This is a genomic window from Oleiharenicola lentus, from assembly GCF_051660365.1.
Classification (GTDB): Bacteria; Verrucomicrobiota; Verrucomicrobiia; order Opitutales; family Opitutaceae; genus Lacunisphaera; species Lacunisphaera lenta_A.
The window spans coordinates 307710-323486 of record NZ_JBOZXB010000001.1 but is presented as its reverse complement, the minus strand read 5'-3'; the positions used below and the strand labels follow the sequence as shown (position 1 = coordinate 323486).

General features: G+C 58.9%; 12 protein-coding genes. 8 read left to right on the top strand and 4 right to left on the bottom strand.

From position 1 onward, the window contains the following. The first annotated feature begins 69 nt into the window (after positions 1 to 69). The 3 genes from ACRRQW_RS01180 to ACRRQW_RS01170 all read left to right on the top strand — a co-directional run bounded on the left by ACRRQW_RS01180 (position 70) and on the right by ACRRQW_RS01170 (position 3397). Positions 70 to 2073 (top strand): sensor histidine kinase, encoded by a 2004-nt coding sequence (locus tag ACRRQW_RS01180; RefSeq protein WP_438479388.1) that lies wholly within the window; start codon positions 70 to 72, stop codon positions 2071 to 2073. Beyond that, the gene (locus tag ACRRQW_RS01175; RefSeq protein ID WP_438479386.1) at positions 2070 to 2729 is read left to right on the top strand and encodes a response regulator; all 660 of its coding nucleotides are present in this window, start codon (positions 2070 to 2072) and stop codon (positions 2727 to 2729) included. Before ACRRQW_RS01180 ends, ACRRQW_RS01175 begins: the two co-directional genes overlap by 4 nt. 194 nt (positions 2730 to 2923) lie before the next feature. Continuing rightward, the gene (locus ACRRQW_RS01170; protein ID WP_438479384.1) at positions 2924 to 3397 is read left to right on the top strand and encodes an alpha/beta hydrolase fold domain-containing protein; all 474 of its coding nucleotides are present in this window, start codon (positions 2924 to 2926) and stop codon (positions 3395 to 3397) included. Positions 3398 to 3462: 65 nt separating this feature from the next. Here ACRRQW_RS01170 and ACRRQW_RS01165 read toward each other — a convergent pair whose 3' ends face one another. After that, positions 3463 to 4869 (bottom strand): hypothetical protein, encoded by a 1407-nt coding sequence (locus ACRRQW_RS01165; RefSeq protein WP_438479382.1) that lies wholly within the window; start codon positions 4867 to 4869, stop codon positions 3463 to 3465. Between the two features lie 448 nt (positions 4870 to 5317). On the opposite strand from ACRRQW_RS01165, the gene ACRRQW_RS01160 reads away from it, so the two are divergent. Then, the gene (locus ACRRQW_RS01160) at positions 5318 to 5887 is read left to right on the top strand and encodes a helix-turn-helix transcriptional regulator (protein ID WP_438479380.1); all 570 of its coding nucleotides are present in this window, start codon (positions 5318 to 5320) and stop codon (positions 5885 to 5887) included. A 54-nt stretch (positions 5888 to 5941) separates the two neighbouring features. Here ACRRQW_RS01160 and ACRRQW_RS01155 read toward each other — a convergent pair whose 3' ends face one another. After that, on the bottom strand, positions 5942 to 6877 hold the full coding sequence (locus tag ACRRQW_RS01155) for a 3-hydroxyacyl-CoA dehydrogenase NAD-binding domain-containing protein (protein ID WP_438479378.1): 936 nt from the start codon (positions 6875 to 6877) through the stop codon (positions 5942 to 5944). A gap of 152 nt (positions 6878 to 7029) precedes the next feature. On the opposite strand from ACRRQW_RS01155, the gene ACRRQW_RS01150 reads away from it, so the two are divergent. Together ACRRQW_RS01150 and ACRRQW_RS01145 are read left to right on the top strand one after the other, a co-directional pair. Then, a complete protein-coding gene (locus ACRRQW_RS01150; RefSeq protein WP_438479376.1) occupies positions 7030 to 8382 on the top strand; it encodes a 3-oxoacid CoA-transferase in 1353 nt (450 codons plus the stop codon). A gap of 19 nt (positions 8383 to 8401) precedes the next feature. Further along, on the top strand, positions 8402 to 9187 hold the full coding sequence (locus ACRRQW_RS01145; protein ID WP_438479374.1) for a 3-hydroxybutyrate dehydrogenase: 786 nt from the start codon (positions 8402 to 8404) through the stop codon (positions 9185 to 9187). A gap of 5 nt (positions 9188 to 9192) precedes the next feature. Here the strand turns inward: ACRRQW_RS01145 and nqrF are convergent, their stop codons facing one another. After that, positions 9193 to 11484 carry an NADH:ubiquinone reductase (Na(+)-transporting) subunit F gene (gene nqrF, locus ACRRQW_RS01140; protein WP_438479372.1) on the bottom strand — a complete coding sequence of 764 codons (2292 nt, stop codon included), beginning with the start codon at positions 11482 to 11484 and terminating at the stop codon, positions 9193 to 9195. A 23-nt stretch (positions 11485 to 11507) separates the two neighbouring features. Then, the gene (locus ACRRQW_RS01135) at positions 11508 to 12557 is read right to left on the bottom strand and encodes an aldose epimerase family protein (protein ID WP_438479370.1); all 1050 of its coding nucleotides are present in this window, start codon (positions 12555 to 12557) and stop codon (positions 11508 to 11510) included. Between the two features lie 89 nt (positions 12558 to 12646). Between ACRRQW_RS01135 and ACRRQW_RS01130 the strand changes: the two genes are divergently transcribed. Continuing rightward, positions 12647 to 13528 (top strand): helix-turn-helix domain-containing protein, encoded by an 882-nt coding sequence (locus ACRRQW_RS01130; RefSeq protein WP_438479368.1) that lies wholly within the window; start codon positions 12647 to 12649, stop codon positions 13526 to 13528. A 139-nt stretch (positions 13529 to 13667) separates the two neighbouring features. Further along, positions 13668 to 15755, top strand: coding sequence for a beta-galactosidase (locus tag ACRRQW_RS01125; protein ID WP_438479366.1), 2088 nt, complete (start codon positions 13668 to 13670; stop codon positions 15753 to 15755). The last annotated feature ends 22 nt before the right edge of the window (positions 15756 to 15777 follow it).

The window sequence follows — 15777 nt, the reverse complement described above, 5'->3', positions numbered from 1 at the left end:
GCCAGACCGTCACGCGGCACAATGACCCGCACGCGTCGCTTATCCTGGCTTTCAGTATTCTGCGTCTTCGTGGCTGTCGCCGGAGGGCTCGGCTGGCTCTTATTCGGGTTTGCGGGCGGTCCGCCGGATGAGGTGTTGCTCCTCAAACCGGCTACGCCCGGTCAGTCGCGCGCCGCGCAAGCGGCCATTCAAAGCGTGCATTGGTTAAAAGATCGCGACGCCCGCGCGACGTTTGAAGAGGTGCGCGGATTTCCCTCGGATAGGTGGCAATTGCCGACCGGAAAGAATGCCGTGTGGAGCTACCAAGGCGGGGCCATTTGGTTGAGGATAACGTTTCAAAACCCCGGCGACCGACCCATCGCAGGGATCATCGCCGCGGGAGACAATTTTATCGATCAAGTCGGATGCTGGACTTCAGTTTCCGGCGGGGACGTCGCGCTCGCAGAGAAGCACCAGTGGCATTACGAGCGCACCGGAATAAGCCTCCGGGGAAGCGAACGCACGCGCATGGGGCGGGAACTCGCTTTCCTGATCAACGTGCCAGCGGGCGGATCGGCAGAGGCGTATCTGTGTTTTGAAAACCAATCGGTGTTAGTCGTGCGACCTGAATGGTGGGCCGACGAGGAAGCGTTCCATGGACTGCAAGGCCGCCGGTTGTTGTCCGAAGGCGTGTATTTTGGCGGCTTGTTGGCGCTGTTGGGTTACAACCTCGTGCTGTGGGCGCGACTGCGGTTTAACGATATCCGGTGGTATATTCTCTACCTGGGTGGAGTGCTGACGTTCATGGCCCTGGCGCGAGCGCAGCCTTCGGCGCTGGGCTGGGCGTGGCCGCTGAGTTGGGTGCAAACGCTGGTGGCCGGTTCGGCTGCAGTGAGTGGAGTGTTTTTAATTCAATTTGCCCGAACATTTCTCGATCTCAAAACGCTGGTGCCGGGCGGTGACCGTTGGGCGCGGTGGTTAGTGTGTGTGCTGGCCGCGTTGGTGGTGGGCGCGGGCACGATTCCTTGGACAAGTTACGATGGGTGGATGTCGGTGATTGCCGTGGGGATTGTGATCGCGCACGCCTTGCTGCTCGGGTTGGCGATTCAGGCGTGGCGGGCAGGTGCTGCGCAGGCGCGATTTTTCGTGCTCTCGTTTGGCTGTTTGTTTGTCGGGATGCTGCCGATTGTCGCGTTCTGGTTCGGCGTGAATTATCTTCAGGACGCGGGCATGAAAGGCCTGATGCTTGGTTCGGCTCTCGAGATGCTGTTGCTCTCGCTCGCGGTGGCGAATCGGTTCGCGCAAACGCAACAGCGGCTCGCGGAAGAAACCGAGCAACGTCGCGCGATGCAGGAAGCGTATGCCAGCGAACTCGAAGATGAAGTGCGGCAGCGCACCCGCGAACTTGCCGATGCGAACACGGACAAAGACCGCATGTTGATCGCTCTCGGCCATGATCTGCGCAGTCCGCTCGCGGCGCTGGCAAAACGCGCGGAGCAATTGCGTCAACGCGAAGTGTCGGTGGAATCGGCCGAAGCGTTGCGCGGATTCGCCGGTGAGACCGCCGGCGAGAGCCGGCAAATGCTGCTGTTGATCGAGGACATTGTGCTGTGGGCGCGTTTGCGCACCGGCTCGCGTCCGTTGATGAATGTGCTCTCGACGAATAATGTCGTGACGCCCGTCGTGGCCTTGCACCAACCGCTCGCGATGCGCCGCGGGGTGGCGCTAGTGACGAACGTGCCGGAGAATTTGATGATCCGATCCGATCTCGTGCTCGCACAAACGATGGTGCGCAACCTGGTTGGCAATGCCGTGAAATTTGCCCGCGCCCGCGTCGAAATTTCGGCGCGTCTCGTAGACGACGATGTGATGATCGCGGTCAAAGACGATGGGCCCGGTTTGCCTGCCGGTGTGCGAGCGCGGCTCCGCGGAGAAACGGGCGACGACGGTGGCGGGATGGGATTGCGACTGGTGCAGGAAATCGGCGAAGCGCTGGGCGCGACGCTCGAAGCTGTGACCGTCGAAAGCGGCGGCACGGAGATGCGCGTGACGTTGCTCGCGGCACTGCCCGCGCGCGAAGGAGAGATTTCATGATTGCTGAAAATACAGGCGCGCGGGTGCGCACCCTCATTGTCGAAGATCAAACAATGTTTCGCGCGTTTCTGGTGGAGTGGTTTAAGTCGCTTCCCCAATTCGAGGTCGTCGGCGTGGCCACGAGCGCCGAGGAAGGCTTGCGAATTGCCGGCGAACTCAAACCGGATTTTCTAATGGTAGACATGCATCTGCCCGGCATGGACGGACTCGAACTAGTTCGCGCCGTGCGCCAGATCCAACCTGAAATCAATTCGTTGATTCTCACCTCGCTGACTAATCCGCTGGTCGTGACGCGCATTCACGAAAGTGGCGTCGAGGGTTATTTGGAAAAAGATGCGGAGCCGGAGGAATTGGGCGAAGCGGTCAAGGCGGTGGCTGCCGGCCATTCGTATTTTTCGCCGCGTTTCCGCGATGCGATTTCACGTGAGAAGAGCAAGCCACTGGCTGCGGGGAAAGTGCTCTCCCGACGCGAGCAGGAAGTGCTGACGCATTTATTGCGCCGGCTCTCCAATCGCGAGATCGCCGACTTGTTGAACGTAAGCGCACGCACGGTGGAATTTCACCGGGCCAACGTGATGACGAAACTTAATGCCGCCAACCTCACCGAGCTCACCGAAAGTGCCCGCAAGCATGGGTGGAAAGTTGCGATGCTTTGATTTTGTCGAAACACCTGAGCGCACTATCGTGCTACTTGCGCAGCACAAAAGTCTGCGCTTAAGCGATTCCACTTACACAGACACTACCCTGCTGCCACTCGCGGAAGGAATCGAAATACTGTCGCACATCGCGACGCAAAACGTGGAAGAAATCTCTCCACGGTCTGGACGAACCGCGAGCAGTTCAGGAATGAGTGCTTTCAGAATGGGCAGGAAATCAGCCCGACGGGTATTGGCTCCATGACCACGGTCATCCTGCGCCATTGCAGGATGTGCGGCGTGCGCTGCGCTTGGTGAGGGCTCGCTCCAAGGAAGTAGGGATCGATGAAAATCGCATCGGAATCATTGGGTTTTCTGCCGGCTGGAATCTCGCTTCAATGGCGTGCACCCTGTTCACTTCCGACGAAGGCAAGATAAGGCGACTCTCTCGATTTCTTGTCGGCGCGTCGCGACTGGGCGTTGCTATTTATCCGGTAATTACAATGGACGGAATATTGGCCCATGTCGGTGGAGATGCTTTGCTCAGCGTTCAGGCCGATCAAGGCATGTGCCTCGCCGCGAGCGCGGAGGGACATGTCAGCGAAATCACTCCGCCCGCCGTGATAAAGGCAGTAGACATCCGCGACCCGAGTTCGCCCGTTGGCTCGCCTTGGGCATTTGGCCGTTGATGTGAGGTTTAATGACAAAACACGCGAACCAAGTTGCGCCCGACACCGCGTGGCCGCAAAGATAGTCAGCTGGATGCGCTGATATCGGCTAGGTCTGCCCTTGTTGAATCGTATCCTGTTGAGTAGCCGAACACACGCGAATTGGGAAAGTGGCCCTGAACCCGGCACCATTCTGCATAGAGGGCGGGCCACCAATTTTCGTTCTGCGTCAGGCCGTTTGTTTTATAGCTCGGCAAGTCGCGCAAGACGCCTGACCAACACTGATCACCGTAAGTGATGGCTTTTTTGCTGTCGCCTATCGCTGAGACAAACCAATCGCGACCGATGCGCGCATGCAACACTTCGTCGGCCCAGTCATAATCCTGAATCATGGCGGAGTAGGGATCGCCCGAAGCGATGCCCACTTCCCATTCGAAACGCTTCCCGGTTTTCGGCATCAATCCTTGTTCGATAAAATAAAGCACCGCGTGACGCTCAAGTGGCTTAAGCCGGGTGTTGAGCGCGAGCGACCACGTGAAGTTCACCTGGACAAATTTTTGCCAGTCGATCCCGGCGCGCACAAAGCCAACTTCGCCCATGATGGCATGACGCGCCTCGTCCCACAACTGCCGCGTCATATCCACGTAATAGGCCCACGGTTTGTCGGGAGTCTCCGCGATGATCGACGCCATCATCTCGGGCACATCGATTTCGCGGAGCCGTTTATAATACAGCATCAGCGGCTTCGGCTCCGGCGGCATGGTCTCATCATAAAGAAACGCCTCCGCGTGCACGGCCATGTTGTAGGAATCCTGGAAGCGTTCGTCGCGGCGCGGCACGGAATCGAATGGCGCTGGCGTGGCGGAGAACTGGCGCGGCGGCAGCGGCGCGTTTTCGTCGTTCGAAAGCAGTTCGCGTAGGAAGGCCAGCCAAGGAGCCAATTGGGATCCCGACTCTGTGGTGGAGAGTCGCGCAATGCAGGCGTTGCCGGTTTGGATCATTTCATCGACTTCACTCAACGCGAACCGGCAGATACGAAAGGTCGGGTGGTCGACGAGGCGATTGCTCTCCGCCATGTGGTGCTGGATTGAGGACCGCAATTCGGGGAGCACGATTGCATACACGCCAGCCAGCAGCGCCTCCGTGGTCGGGGCGGCGAGCAGTTCTTCGAACACCAGATCCAAGGCCGCGGAGGGCGTGTGATCCAGACCCAGAGGTGGCTCGCGCATTTCACCGACGCGTTTGCGCCAGGCGCCGGTATGCTCTGCGCAGTAGTGCGCGTGCAGGCTGAAAATCATTTTTAACTCATAGATCGGCTCGGCAGTGAGCCGCTTGATAAAAGTTTCATGCAGCCGACGAAGCATCCAGTGCTGCCGCTTTAAGCGCAGCACGCAGTCCTCAATCGAGAGACCGATGCGCATCGCTTCCTCGAGCGATGCGATCCCGGCAACGGCCGGCAGATTTCGATAAGAAGAATAAGAGAGGAGAGACATGGCGAGGCGGGGATAATTTCTAGAATCATACCTTGCCTCGTGCGGTTCGTCTCCGCGGCGTTTGTCCATTTCTGAGCTTTAAATGCTTACGATGCGTATTTTCGTTTGTCTGTGGGGCGATAAAAGCGGAAACAGACGCGTGCGCGCGCAATTCGAAAATCTGGTGCCCGTGGCGGGACGATCATTTCGCGTGGATGAACGGAAACTGACCCGCTTTGGCGCGCCGTGGCATTTTCATCCGGAGATTGAACTGACGTATATCCTCTCGAGCCAAGGCCGACGGTTTGTCGGCGACAGCATCGAACCCTTTGCGGCGGGAGACCTAGTTTTGCTTGGGCCGAACCTGCCCCATTTCTGGCACAACGAAACTCAGGTGGGTCGCCGCCGTCCCGAATTGGCGCACTCCATAGTAGTGCAATTTCGAGCGGAGTTCTTGGGGGCAAAGTTTATGGCGGCTCCCGAAATGTCACGCGTGCGACGGTTGATCGAACGGGCGGGCCGCGGGCTGGCGTTTTCTGCCGCGCGGCTCCCTCGCGTAGTCGAAAAGTTGACCGCATTGCCTCAGCTGCAAGGGCTGCCTGCCCTGGTTCAACTGCTCGCGCTGCTGGACGAATTGGCGGGGGCCCGCGCGCGCTTGCTCGCCACGGAAAGTTACGCGCCCCGGCTCGATTTGCAGGCGGAGTCACGACTCGCGCGCGCGTATGCGTTTATGCTCGGGCGTTTTCGTAACCCGATCACTCTCGAACAAATCGCCCGCGCCGCGTCGATGACGCCCGCTGCGTTCAGCCGTTTTTTCAAACGCTCGACCGGTCGCAATGTATCGGTGGTGCTGAATGAATTGCGGGTCGGCCATGCAGCACAGCAATTGCAAACCCATGATTTCGGGGTCGCCGAGATCGCTTACGCTTCCGGATTTCCCACGCTCTCAAATTTCAATCGCCGGTTCCGCGAACAAATGGGCCGCAGCCCGAAAGAATTTAGAAGCGCACTGCGAAATGCCTCCGTCGCTGTCGAATGAGCAAAGCCAACTCGTCAGCGGCTAAAGCAGGTTGCGCGCGATGCGAGCGGCAACTCATTCGTGGCGTCGCAGCTTGAGCAATCCGAGGAGGAGGCGATTACGCTCGGCCTCGAGCTCGTTGATGGAGCGTCCCGCGGCTTCCGCGTTCACGCCGGCGATTAACTTGGCTTGCACTTCAGGCGTGAGTTCCGGTGATCCCAAATCCTGCCACCAGCGCGAGAATGGTCCCGCCAGGTGATCGAGAAAATGACTCATGCCACCTTGGCCGCCGCCCAGATGAAGAATCAGGTGCGGGCCCATCAGGCCCCACCGTAATCCCGGGCCCCACGAAACTGCCGCGTCGACATCGCTGACCGTGGCGACGCCCTCGTTGACGAGATGAACCGCTTCACGCCACAACGCGGCCTGCAACCGGTTCGCGACGTGGCCGGGGATTTCTTTTTTGATGTGGATGGGATGCTTGCCGCACCGGCGATAGAAATTAAGTGCGGATTCAATGGTGTCCGGCGATGTCGCCTGCCCACCGACCACTTCGACGAGTGGAATCAGGTGTGGCGGATTGAAAGGGTGGCCGACCACGCAACGGCCGGGATGCGCGCAATCACGTTGGATGGCCGTCATCGCTAGCCCAGAGGTGCTGGAAGCGAGAATGACGTCGGCAGGCGCGACGGCATCCATTCGCGCAAATAACTGCACTTTGAATTCTTCGCGTTCGGGCCCGTTCTCTTGCACAAAGTCGGCTTTCTCGATCGCTGCGTTGAGGTCTGACGTAAAGTGCAACCGCTCGCGCGAAGCGCCGGGCGAGAGCCCGAGTTGCTCGAGCACGGGCCAACAGTGGTCGATGTAGTGGCGGAGCTTTTGTTCCGCATCCGGCGCGGGGTCGGTTGCGATCACGGTCAAACCGCGGGCTAAATAGAAGGCGGCCCAACTTGAGCCGATCAACCCAGTGCCGACAATCGCGACCCGGTGAATCTGATCCGGAGTTTTCATGAAGTCAGCGTGAACGGAAATCGACACGGGTGAAATCTCTAACGACGCACACGTTCTAAAAAATCTGATGCCAGGCGATTGCTCACAGATTAAACATATGAATCTTGCGCCGGGAGTCTTGGCCGGCTGTGTGGTGTGGGTTAAAAATAATCATGAGCAAAGTTTACCCCGATGCCCGGACGGCCCTTGCGGGCTTATTGCAAGATGGACTGACAATCGCTGCGGGCGGTTTTGGTCTGTGTGGTATTCCCGAAAATTTGATCACCGCGCTGCGCGACAGTGGCGTGAAGCACCTGACCATCGTCGGCAATAATGCCGGGGTGGATGGTTTCGGCATGGGCGTGTTGTTGGGCACGCGCCAAGTGAAGAAGGTCATGGCTTCCTACGTCGGTGAGAACAAAGAGTTCGAGCGCCAAGTGCTGGCGGGGGAACTCGAACTTGAACTCATTCCGCAGGGCACACTGGCCGAGCGGTTGCGCGCCGGTGGCGCCGGCATTCCCGGTTTCTACACGCGCACGGCTTTCGGGACGAAGCTCGCAGAGGGCAAGGAAACCAAAATGTTCGATGGCCAAGAGTGTGTTCTCGAACCGGCGATCAAAGCGGATGTGTCGCTCGTGAAAGCGTGGAAAGGCGACAAGTTCGGCAATCTCGTCTTCCGTAAAACCGCCCGCAACTTCAACCCGATGATTGCAACCTGCAGCAAGGTCTGCGTGGCGGAAGTCGAAGAATTGGTCGAAGTGGGCGAACTCGATCCCGACTCCATTCACACGCCCGGCATCTACGTGGATCGTATCATTCAAGGTGCTCATTACGAAAAACGCATCGAGTTTAGAACTGTCCAAGGCAGTGCCTCCTCGAAAAAAGAGAGCCCGGTTCGCGAAGCGATGGCTCGACGCGCGGCGCAAGAACTGCGCGATGGCTACTGCGTCAACCTCGGGATCGGCATCCCCACTTTGGTGGCCAATTTTATTCCGCTGGGGATGAACGTGACCTTGCAGTCGGAAAACGGGCTGCTGGGCATTGGGCCTTTCCCGACCGAAGACAGAATCGATCCGGATCTGATCAACGCGGGCAAACAGACGATTTCGACAATTCCCGGGTCGGCATTTTTCTCAAGTGCCGACTCGTTCGCGATGATCCGCGGCGGTCATGTGGATCTGTCGATTCTCGGCGCACTCGAGGTGGCGGATAACGGCGACATCGCCAATTGGATGGTTCCGGGAAAAATGGTGAAAGGCCCCGGCGGCGCGATGGACTTGGTCGCTGGCGTGCGCCGGGTCGTCGCCGTCATGGAGCACACGGCGAAAGATGGCAGCCCGAAGATTCTTCAACACTGCACGCTGCCGATCACTGGTAAAGGAGTGGTCAGCCTCATCATCACCGATCTCTGCGTGTTTGAGGTAAAGACGGAGGGAGGCCTGGTATTGATCGAGCTCAACGAAGGCGTGACGGTTGACGAGATTCGGCAAAAAACGGGCTGCGCTTTTGCTGTTCAATTGAGGTGAGTTTGCCGGAGAACTGAAAATGGAAAACCTGTCTCAAAAAACTGTGCTCGTCACGGGATCGACCAGCGGCATCGGCTTGGGGATCGCGCGCGCCTTTGCGCAAGCAGGAGCCAAGGTCATGCTCAACGGATTTGGAGATGATGCTTTGATCAAGCAGTTGTGCGCAGAGCTCGCGATGCGGCCCAATCAAGTGCGTCATCATGGAGCCAACGTGGCGGAGGCTAACGAAGTCCGCCGGTTGGTCGCTGATACAGAGCAGGAATTCGGGGCGTTGGATATCCTCGTCAATAACGCCGGCATTCAATTCGTCGCGCCAGTGGAGGAATTTCCCGAGCAAGATTGGTCGGCCATTCAAAACGTGGTTTTGAATTCAAGTTTCCACGCCATCAAAGCGGCTGTGCCGGGCATGAAACGGCGCGGGTGGGGGCGCATTCTTAATTTGGCGTCCGCGCATGGGTTGGTGGCGTCGCCGTTTAAAAGCGCCTACGTGGCGGCGAAGCATGGTCAGGTGGGGTTGACCAAGGCGGTGGCGCTGGAAACCGCCGAGCACGGCATCACCTGCAACGCGATTTGTCCGGGATACGTGCGCACGGCACTCGTCGAAAAGCAGATCGAAAACCAGGCGAAGGTGCATGGCCTGCCTCGGGAAAAAGTCATTCGAGACATTATCCTCGCGGTCCAACCCACCAAGCGCTTCATCGAAGTGGAAGAGATCGCGGCGGTCGCACTTTTTCTCTGCAGCGAATCCGCGAGGTCCATTACAGGAACCGCCATTTCGATCGATGGCGGCTGGACCGCGCGCTAAAATTCTTAGAACTCGTCGTAAGCGATCTGGGTGGGCGCGATGCCGAGTTCGGTGAGCATTTTGGTGCAGGCGCGGATCATCATCGGCGGGCCGCACAGGTAGTATTCGACGGCTTTGGGATTTGGGTGCGCGCGCAAATAATGTTCCAACGCGACTTCGTGAATGAATCCCGTCGGGCCACTCCACGCGTCTTCGGGTAGCGGCGAAGACAGCGCGGGATGGAAGCTGAAGTTCGGATGTGCCTGCGCGAGCGTGGCGAAATAGTCGTCGTAGAAAATTTCCTGCCGTGAGCGCGCGCCATACCAGAAACTGATTTTACGATGCGAATTATTCGTTTCGAGCAACTGCGAGAGATGCGCGCGCAAGGGCGCCATGCCCGCGCCGCCACCGAGGTAGAGCATTTCTTTTTGCGTCGGTTTGATGTGAAAATCGCCGAATGGGCCGATCGCGGTGACGACATCGCCGGTCTTGAGCGAATAGACGTAACTCGATCCGATGCCTGGCGCGCATTCCTGTCCGGGCGGTGGCGTGGCGATGCGCACATTAAAACGCAGCGTGCGTTCGTTCGCGAGGTTGCTCGCGAGCGAGTAATTGTTGCGGCGCGGCTCGCCCGCCGGATTACGCGCCACGAGATCGAACACGCGTTGTGCCCGCCACACCGCGGCATACGGCTCCGGAGTATCGAAATCGGCGAAGGCGATTTTTTCGTAAGCCGGAATGTCGATCTGGAGGTAGTCGCCGGGGGTGAAGGCTATTTTTTGGTGCGCATCGACTGGTTCGAGCACTAGTTCCTTGATGAACGTCGCGACGCTCCGATTGGAGACCACGCGCAATTGATAGGTCTTTTGCGCACGCGCGCCCGCGCCGCCGGCTTGCGTGGGATTGAGGTAGAGCCGACCGCCTGCTTCCTTGAGCGGATAGGTCGAGAGTCCGCGGCAAACGGGCGCGCGCGCGGGTGAGCCATCCGTGAGATTGAAACGTCCGTTGTGCTTCGGGCACTCGACGATTTTTCCTTTCACCAAACCGTCGGCGAGATGGGTGTTGCCGTGGGTGCAGATGCCATCCGTTGCGTGGAGCAGGTCGTCGGCATCGCGAAACAGTGCGTAAGTTTTCCGGCCTTGGTCGAACCGAATGACCTCTTCGCGTCCCAGATCGGCGGCGGCGCACACTTCGATCCAGCCGTCGCGATCCGCTTGGGCTTCCGCGCTGCGGGTTGCCTCGCGGGTGTGGGTCTGGCGTGCGGGCAACTGGCGTTTTACGTGATACGCAGGATCTTTGACCTGCCGTAGAACGGTTGGAATGATTTCGCGATACGCGGCGAGAATTCCGGGGTAGGGCGTGGGCATGTCGGCCTTCACGGCTTCGTGCAGTTGCGGCAAGGCGTGATACGGCACGAGCGGGAACATGTGATGCTCCACATGGTAGTTCATGTTCCAGTAAAGGTAACGGTGCACGAAATTCATATACACCGTCCGGCAATTCAAACGGTGATCGAGGACGTTTTCGGCGAGTCCGGCGTGTTGCGTCAGCCCGTAAACGATCATCAACCACGAGCCGTAAAGATTCGTCAGCCCAACATACATGAGCGGTAACACACTGCGCGTTATCAACGCGGCGGCGATGACGCTGGCGTAAATGAGCACGTAGAGACGCGCCTTGAAATAAATTTTAGGAAATTCGGTTTCGGGAATGTAGGTTTTCTCGTCGGCGGACGTCCGACCGAAGGAATGCAGCACGATCTGTCGGAAATAGCCGGGATAGGTTTTCAGGCTGAAGAAAGCCATGAGGATGCCCTTCACGTCGGGTGGACGCGGCACGGCGATCTCCGGGTCGCGGCCGACAATAATCGTGTCGCTATGATGCCGCGTGTGGCTCCAGCGCCATACGGTCGATTCGCGCATCACCATGAACGAGGCAATTTCGTAGAGAAAGTTGTTCATCCAATCCGTTTTGAACGCCGTGCCGTGGCCGCCTTCGTGCCAGCGCGAATCCGACACCGAGGCGTAGAGCACGCCGTAAATCGCAAACGGGATGATCGCCCACCACGAACCCCACAGCAAAAATCCTGCGTAGCCGCTCGCGCCCAGCAGCGCGAACCAGATCAACGTATCGCGAATCGCCGGCCCGTCGCGACGCTCAAGGAGCCTGCGCATGGTCGCGCGCGGCACGTGGCATTGATACCAATCGGCCTCGGCGAGGCCCTTTTCGACGGCGGCAACGGCGCTGACTCCGGTGAGGCTGTAGTCCAGTTTGGCGGGTGGTTTTGAAAGAACGGGGGTCGCGTGATCGTGGCTCATGGGGAAATTGTCAGCGTGAGAAATTACTGTGTGGAAAACGCGTAGATCGTGCGCCGGCGTTGGGGTTCGCTCGGGCGCACCAGGATGGCGCCGAATTCAGGACGACTTGCCGCGTTTGGATGCCCCTGGCATTCGAGGCAAAACCCACCGTGTGGGCCGTAAGTGCGGCCGGATTTTCCAGTGAGGGAATCATCGAGCGCGGCTCCTGTATAAAACTGCAGGCACGAATCGTCGGTGAACACTGCCAAGACGCGACCCGAGTTGGGCTCTTCCACGCGCGCGGCGAGTGTCGGTTGCATCGGTGGGTTAGCGAAAGGCACACGCAGCAGATAAAGGTCACCATGCGCTTGGAAGAGACGCGGCATGACGTCGCTCAAACGTTGCAGCTTGCGGAGATCCGCGGCGCTGCTCGCGACCGAAGCCGACTGATTTGCGAGCGTCATGCCGGCTGTGGCGGGGACGTAATTATCCGCAAGAATTTGCAGAAAGTGCTGCCCGACCGAGCCACTACCTTCACCAGCGAGATTAAAATACGAATGGTGGGCCAGGCTCAGTGGAGTCACGCAGTCGGTCGTCGCCTCAGTTTCGATCACAAATTCGTTTTGAGCGGTCAGCGTGTAGGTCACCGCGATCGAAACGTTGCCGGGGTAACCATTTTCTCCATCGGGGCTCAAATACGTCAGATGGAGGGAAGCGTCACCATTCGCGCGCGTCACCGGTTGCGCGGCCCACACGCGGCGATCCAAACCAACCCGGCCACCGTGCAGGTGATTGTTACCGTCATTGCGCGCGAGATGAAGGGTGCGACCTTCCAGAAGTAATTCGCCGTTGGTCACGCGCCCCGCGATGCGTCCGGTGATCGCACCAAAATACGGATGCCCGGCCAAGTAATGTTCCAGTTGATTGAACCCAAGCACGACGTCTGCAAGGCGACCTTCGCGATCAGGCACGCGTAGTGCCGTGACGATTCCTCCCAACGTGATCACATCCAAGGATGCGCCTCGGCGGTTGGTGAGCGTGTAGCGATGAATCGTTTCGCCGGAAGGGAGCGTGCCAAACACGTGCGGTTGCATGGTCGGATTGGGGTAAACCGCAGCACCTTCGCACAGAATGCGAAAACTGTCTTCTCGCGCTTGACCAAAAACATCTCATTTTTTGCGTTATGTTGGAAGACCTCAAGCTCGGGCCACGTTACGATGGCATGCTCTTTCTCGCAGAATCTGCGCGCAACCCGCCGCGGATCAAAAGTCACCGCCATGTGGAGCTTGAACTGAATGTCGTGTTGCGCGGAGCCATTACCTACGTGGTCGATGGCCGGAGTTTTCGTTTCGAGAAGCGTTCGTTGCTGTGGCTCTTCCCCGGCCAGGAACACCAGTTGGTGGATCGCACCGTGGGCCAGCAAAACTACGTCGCCGTATTCAAACAAAGTTTGATCAAACGCGCGTGCAGCGGCGAAGCGTATGCATTTTTGTCCAACGACGGCGTCGGCTTGGAGGGCGTGTTGCACACCAGGCTCGATCCCGAAACGTTCGATCTCGTCTGCAAGACCATGGATTCCGTCATGGTCGGGGCCCAGGATGCCGACGTGCTCAATCGCGAAGCCGGCTTCGGCCAGAGCCCGGGTTTTCGTTTTGAGCATGCGGATCCAGACGGACTGAACGCCGGCCTCCATCACTTGCTGTTGCTCTGCTGGCGCGCGCAACGCGTGGGGCACGCCATGCAGCGTGCGGATGCGCTGCATCCCGCGGTGCGCAAGGCGCTGGAATTGGTCAGTGAATCCACGAACGAACACGCTCTGCCGCAACTCGCCAAGCTTTGCGGCGCGAGCGAAACGCACCTGAGCCGCTTGTTCGCGCAGCAACTGGGGGTGCCTTTAAATCGCTACCGTAATTCGGTGCGACTGCGGCGGTTTCTCGAATTTTATCACGGTGCGGATCAGAGGACGATGGCCGAGGCGGCCTACGCGGCTGGGTTCGGCAGCTACGCCCAATTCCACCGTGTGTTCACTCAGGCTTACGGCAGCGGCCCGCGTGATAGCCTGTAAATGTCCGAAGAGTAAACCAGGTCGTGAGGCCTGCTGGTGTCGAAACGAACCACCAAGTTTCGGTGTTCGATTTCGTCTTAAATGCACCAATTGAACGATGCTGCGCCAACGACGTGCTAAAGTCTGCGCACACCCCAAAATGTCGAAATCACTCTCGTTAGCTGATCCCGTCCCGCGCAAACTCATCGGTGCCGAAATCTGGGTCGAACCCGGCCACACCGAAGCGCAGATTGACGGCTGGTTTCGCCAGCTGGCTGAGAACGGCCTGCGATGCGCACGCATCCTGCTCGTGTGGCAATACCTCGAGAAGTCGCGCGGCGTGTATGATTTCACGCTCTATGACTGGGCGTTTCGCGCGGCCGAAAAATATCACATCAAACTTGTCGCGTCGCTCCAGACCGACTCGATGCCCGCGCACTGGGGGATGCCGTATAATTTGCACGCGCGCTACCTGCCGAAAGACGAGGCCGAAATGAAAATCATCGCCGACTACGTCACGGCGCTCGTCACGCGTTACAAGGACAGTCCGGCCCTCGATACCTGGCTGCACCTCGATGAAAACTCCGTGACTCCCGCCGGCACGCCGCTTGCGATGGGCCGCTTTCGCGACTGGTTGCGGGACAAATACGTCAATATCGCGAAACTCAACGAAGTGTGGCGCACGGACTTTTCCGATTTCTCCGCGATCGAATACGACGTGCGCTGGACGGGAGCCGCCGTGCACATGCACATCTGGATTCGCTCGGTGCCGTTCGTGGATTTCTACACGTTCTACCGCGAGCACAATACGTGGTATCTCCGCTGGGTCACGGATCGCATCAAGGAAATCGATCCGCACCACGGCATCCATAATTACATCGCCAATATTCCCGGGCCGCACGCCGGGCAGAGTCTGGATTTGCCGAAGTGGCGAGATTTCCTCGATACGTTTGGCTGCGGCGTGCACCCGCCCTGGCATCTCGGGATGTTCGCGCCGGACCAAGTTGCGCTCGGGGTTTCGTTGAGCTGCGAAATCGCGCGCGGCTCCATCGAGCCCAAACCGTTTTGGTTAACTGAAACCCAGGGCGGCAGCATTATTTACGCGGGCATGACTTATCCGCGTAATCTCAATGCCGATGATCTCGCGCAGATTTTCTGGACCGCGATCGGCGCGGGGGCTGACCGTGTGATCTACTGGTTGTTGAATCATCGGCTGCAGGATTACGAGGCCGGCGAGTGGGGCCTGCTCGATTTTCAAAACGAACCGACCGATCGTTTGCGGGCGATCGCGGAGGCCACCCGCACGCTACACGCGAGCGCGGATTTTTTCGAAGCGAGTTCGCCGTGGCAAACTCCGGTGACGATATTGATGAGCCTCGAAACGGAAACCCTTGGGCTGAAGCTCAAGGGCCTGATCGACGCCGAACCGGGCAAAGGCCCGATGGCGCACCTGCTCGAAGCTTACGGTATTTACCAAGCGCTCCAGGAACTCGGCATTCCCGCGCGCCTGAAGTTCATGGACGATTACGAATGGGATGCGCCCGCGTCGGAGCACCGCTTCGCAATCCTGCCGCACGTCACGACGCTCACCGCCGCGCAGGCTGCGCCGATTGAGAAATTTGTCGCGTCCGGGCATACGTTGCTCGCGACGGGATTAACCGGACTCTACGATGACCTCGTCAATTTCCAGCCACTCACCGGATTTGCTTTGCGCAAAGTGCTCGGCGGGCAGCTGCGCGACGTGCGTTTGCTCGCGAACATTTGCCCGCTCGAGTTGCAGTCGCCCGCGCTCACCGTTCCCGCGCATCTGTGGATTAGCGAATTGCGACCCGACGATGCCACGCCCATTGGCACGCAATCGGGTTGGATCACGGCGACGCAGCATAAATTCGGCGAAGGCACCGCGTATTGGATTCCGGCCCCGATTGGCTTGGGCGCGCGCGAATCGAAAGATTTTAAACCGCTCGCTTCGTTGCTGCGCACGTTGCTCGCGCCGCACCTCGCCGGATTACCGGTGCGATTTGCGCATTATACGCCGCGGGTATTCCAGCGAGTGCTGAGTGGCCCGGGCGGTTTTGTGACTGTGCATGCCAACACCGGCGATGCGCCCACCGCGCTTGCTTTGAAAGTCAACGGTGCCGCAAAGCCGACCGTGCTGTGGCAAAGCCCCGGAGCGCGCATCTCAGCGGACGGCACGCAACTTGACTTACCCGGCCGCGCGACGGTCGTCACGCGGTGGAGTGAATAAAGCGAAAGCCGCGTCGCACCTT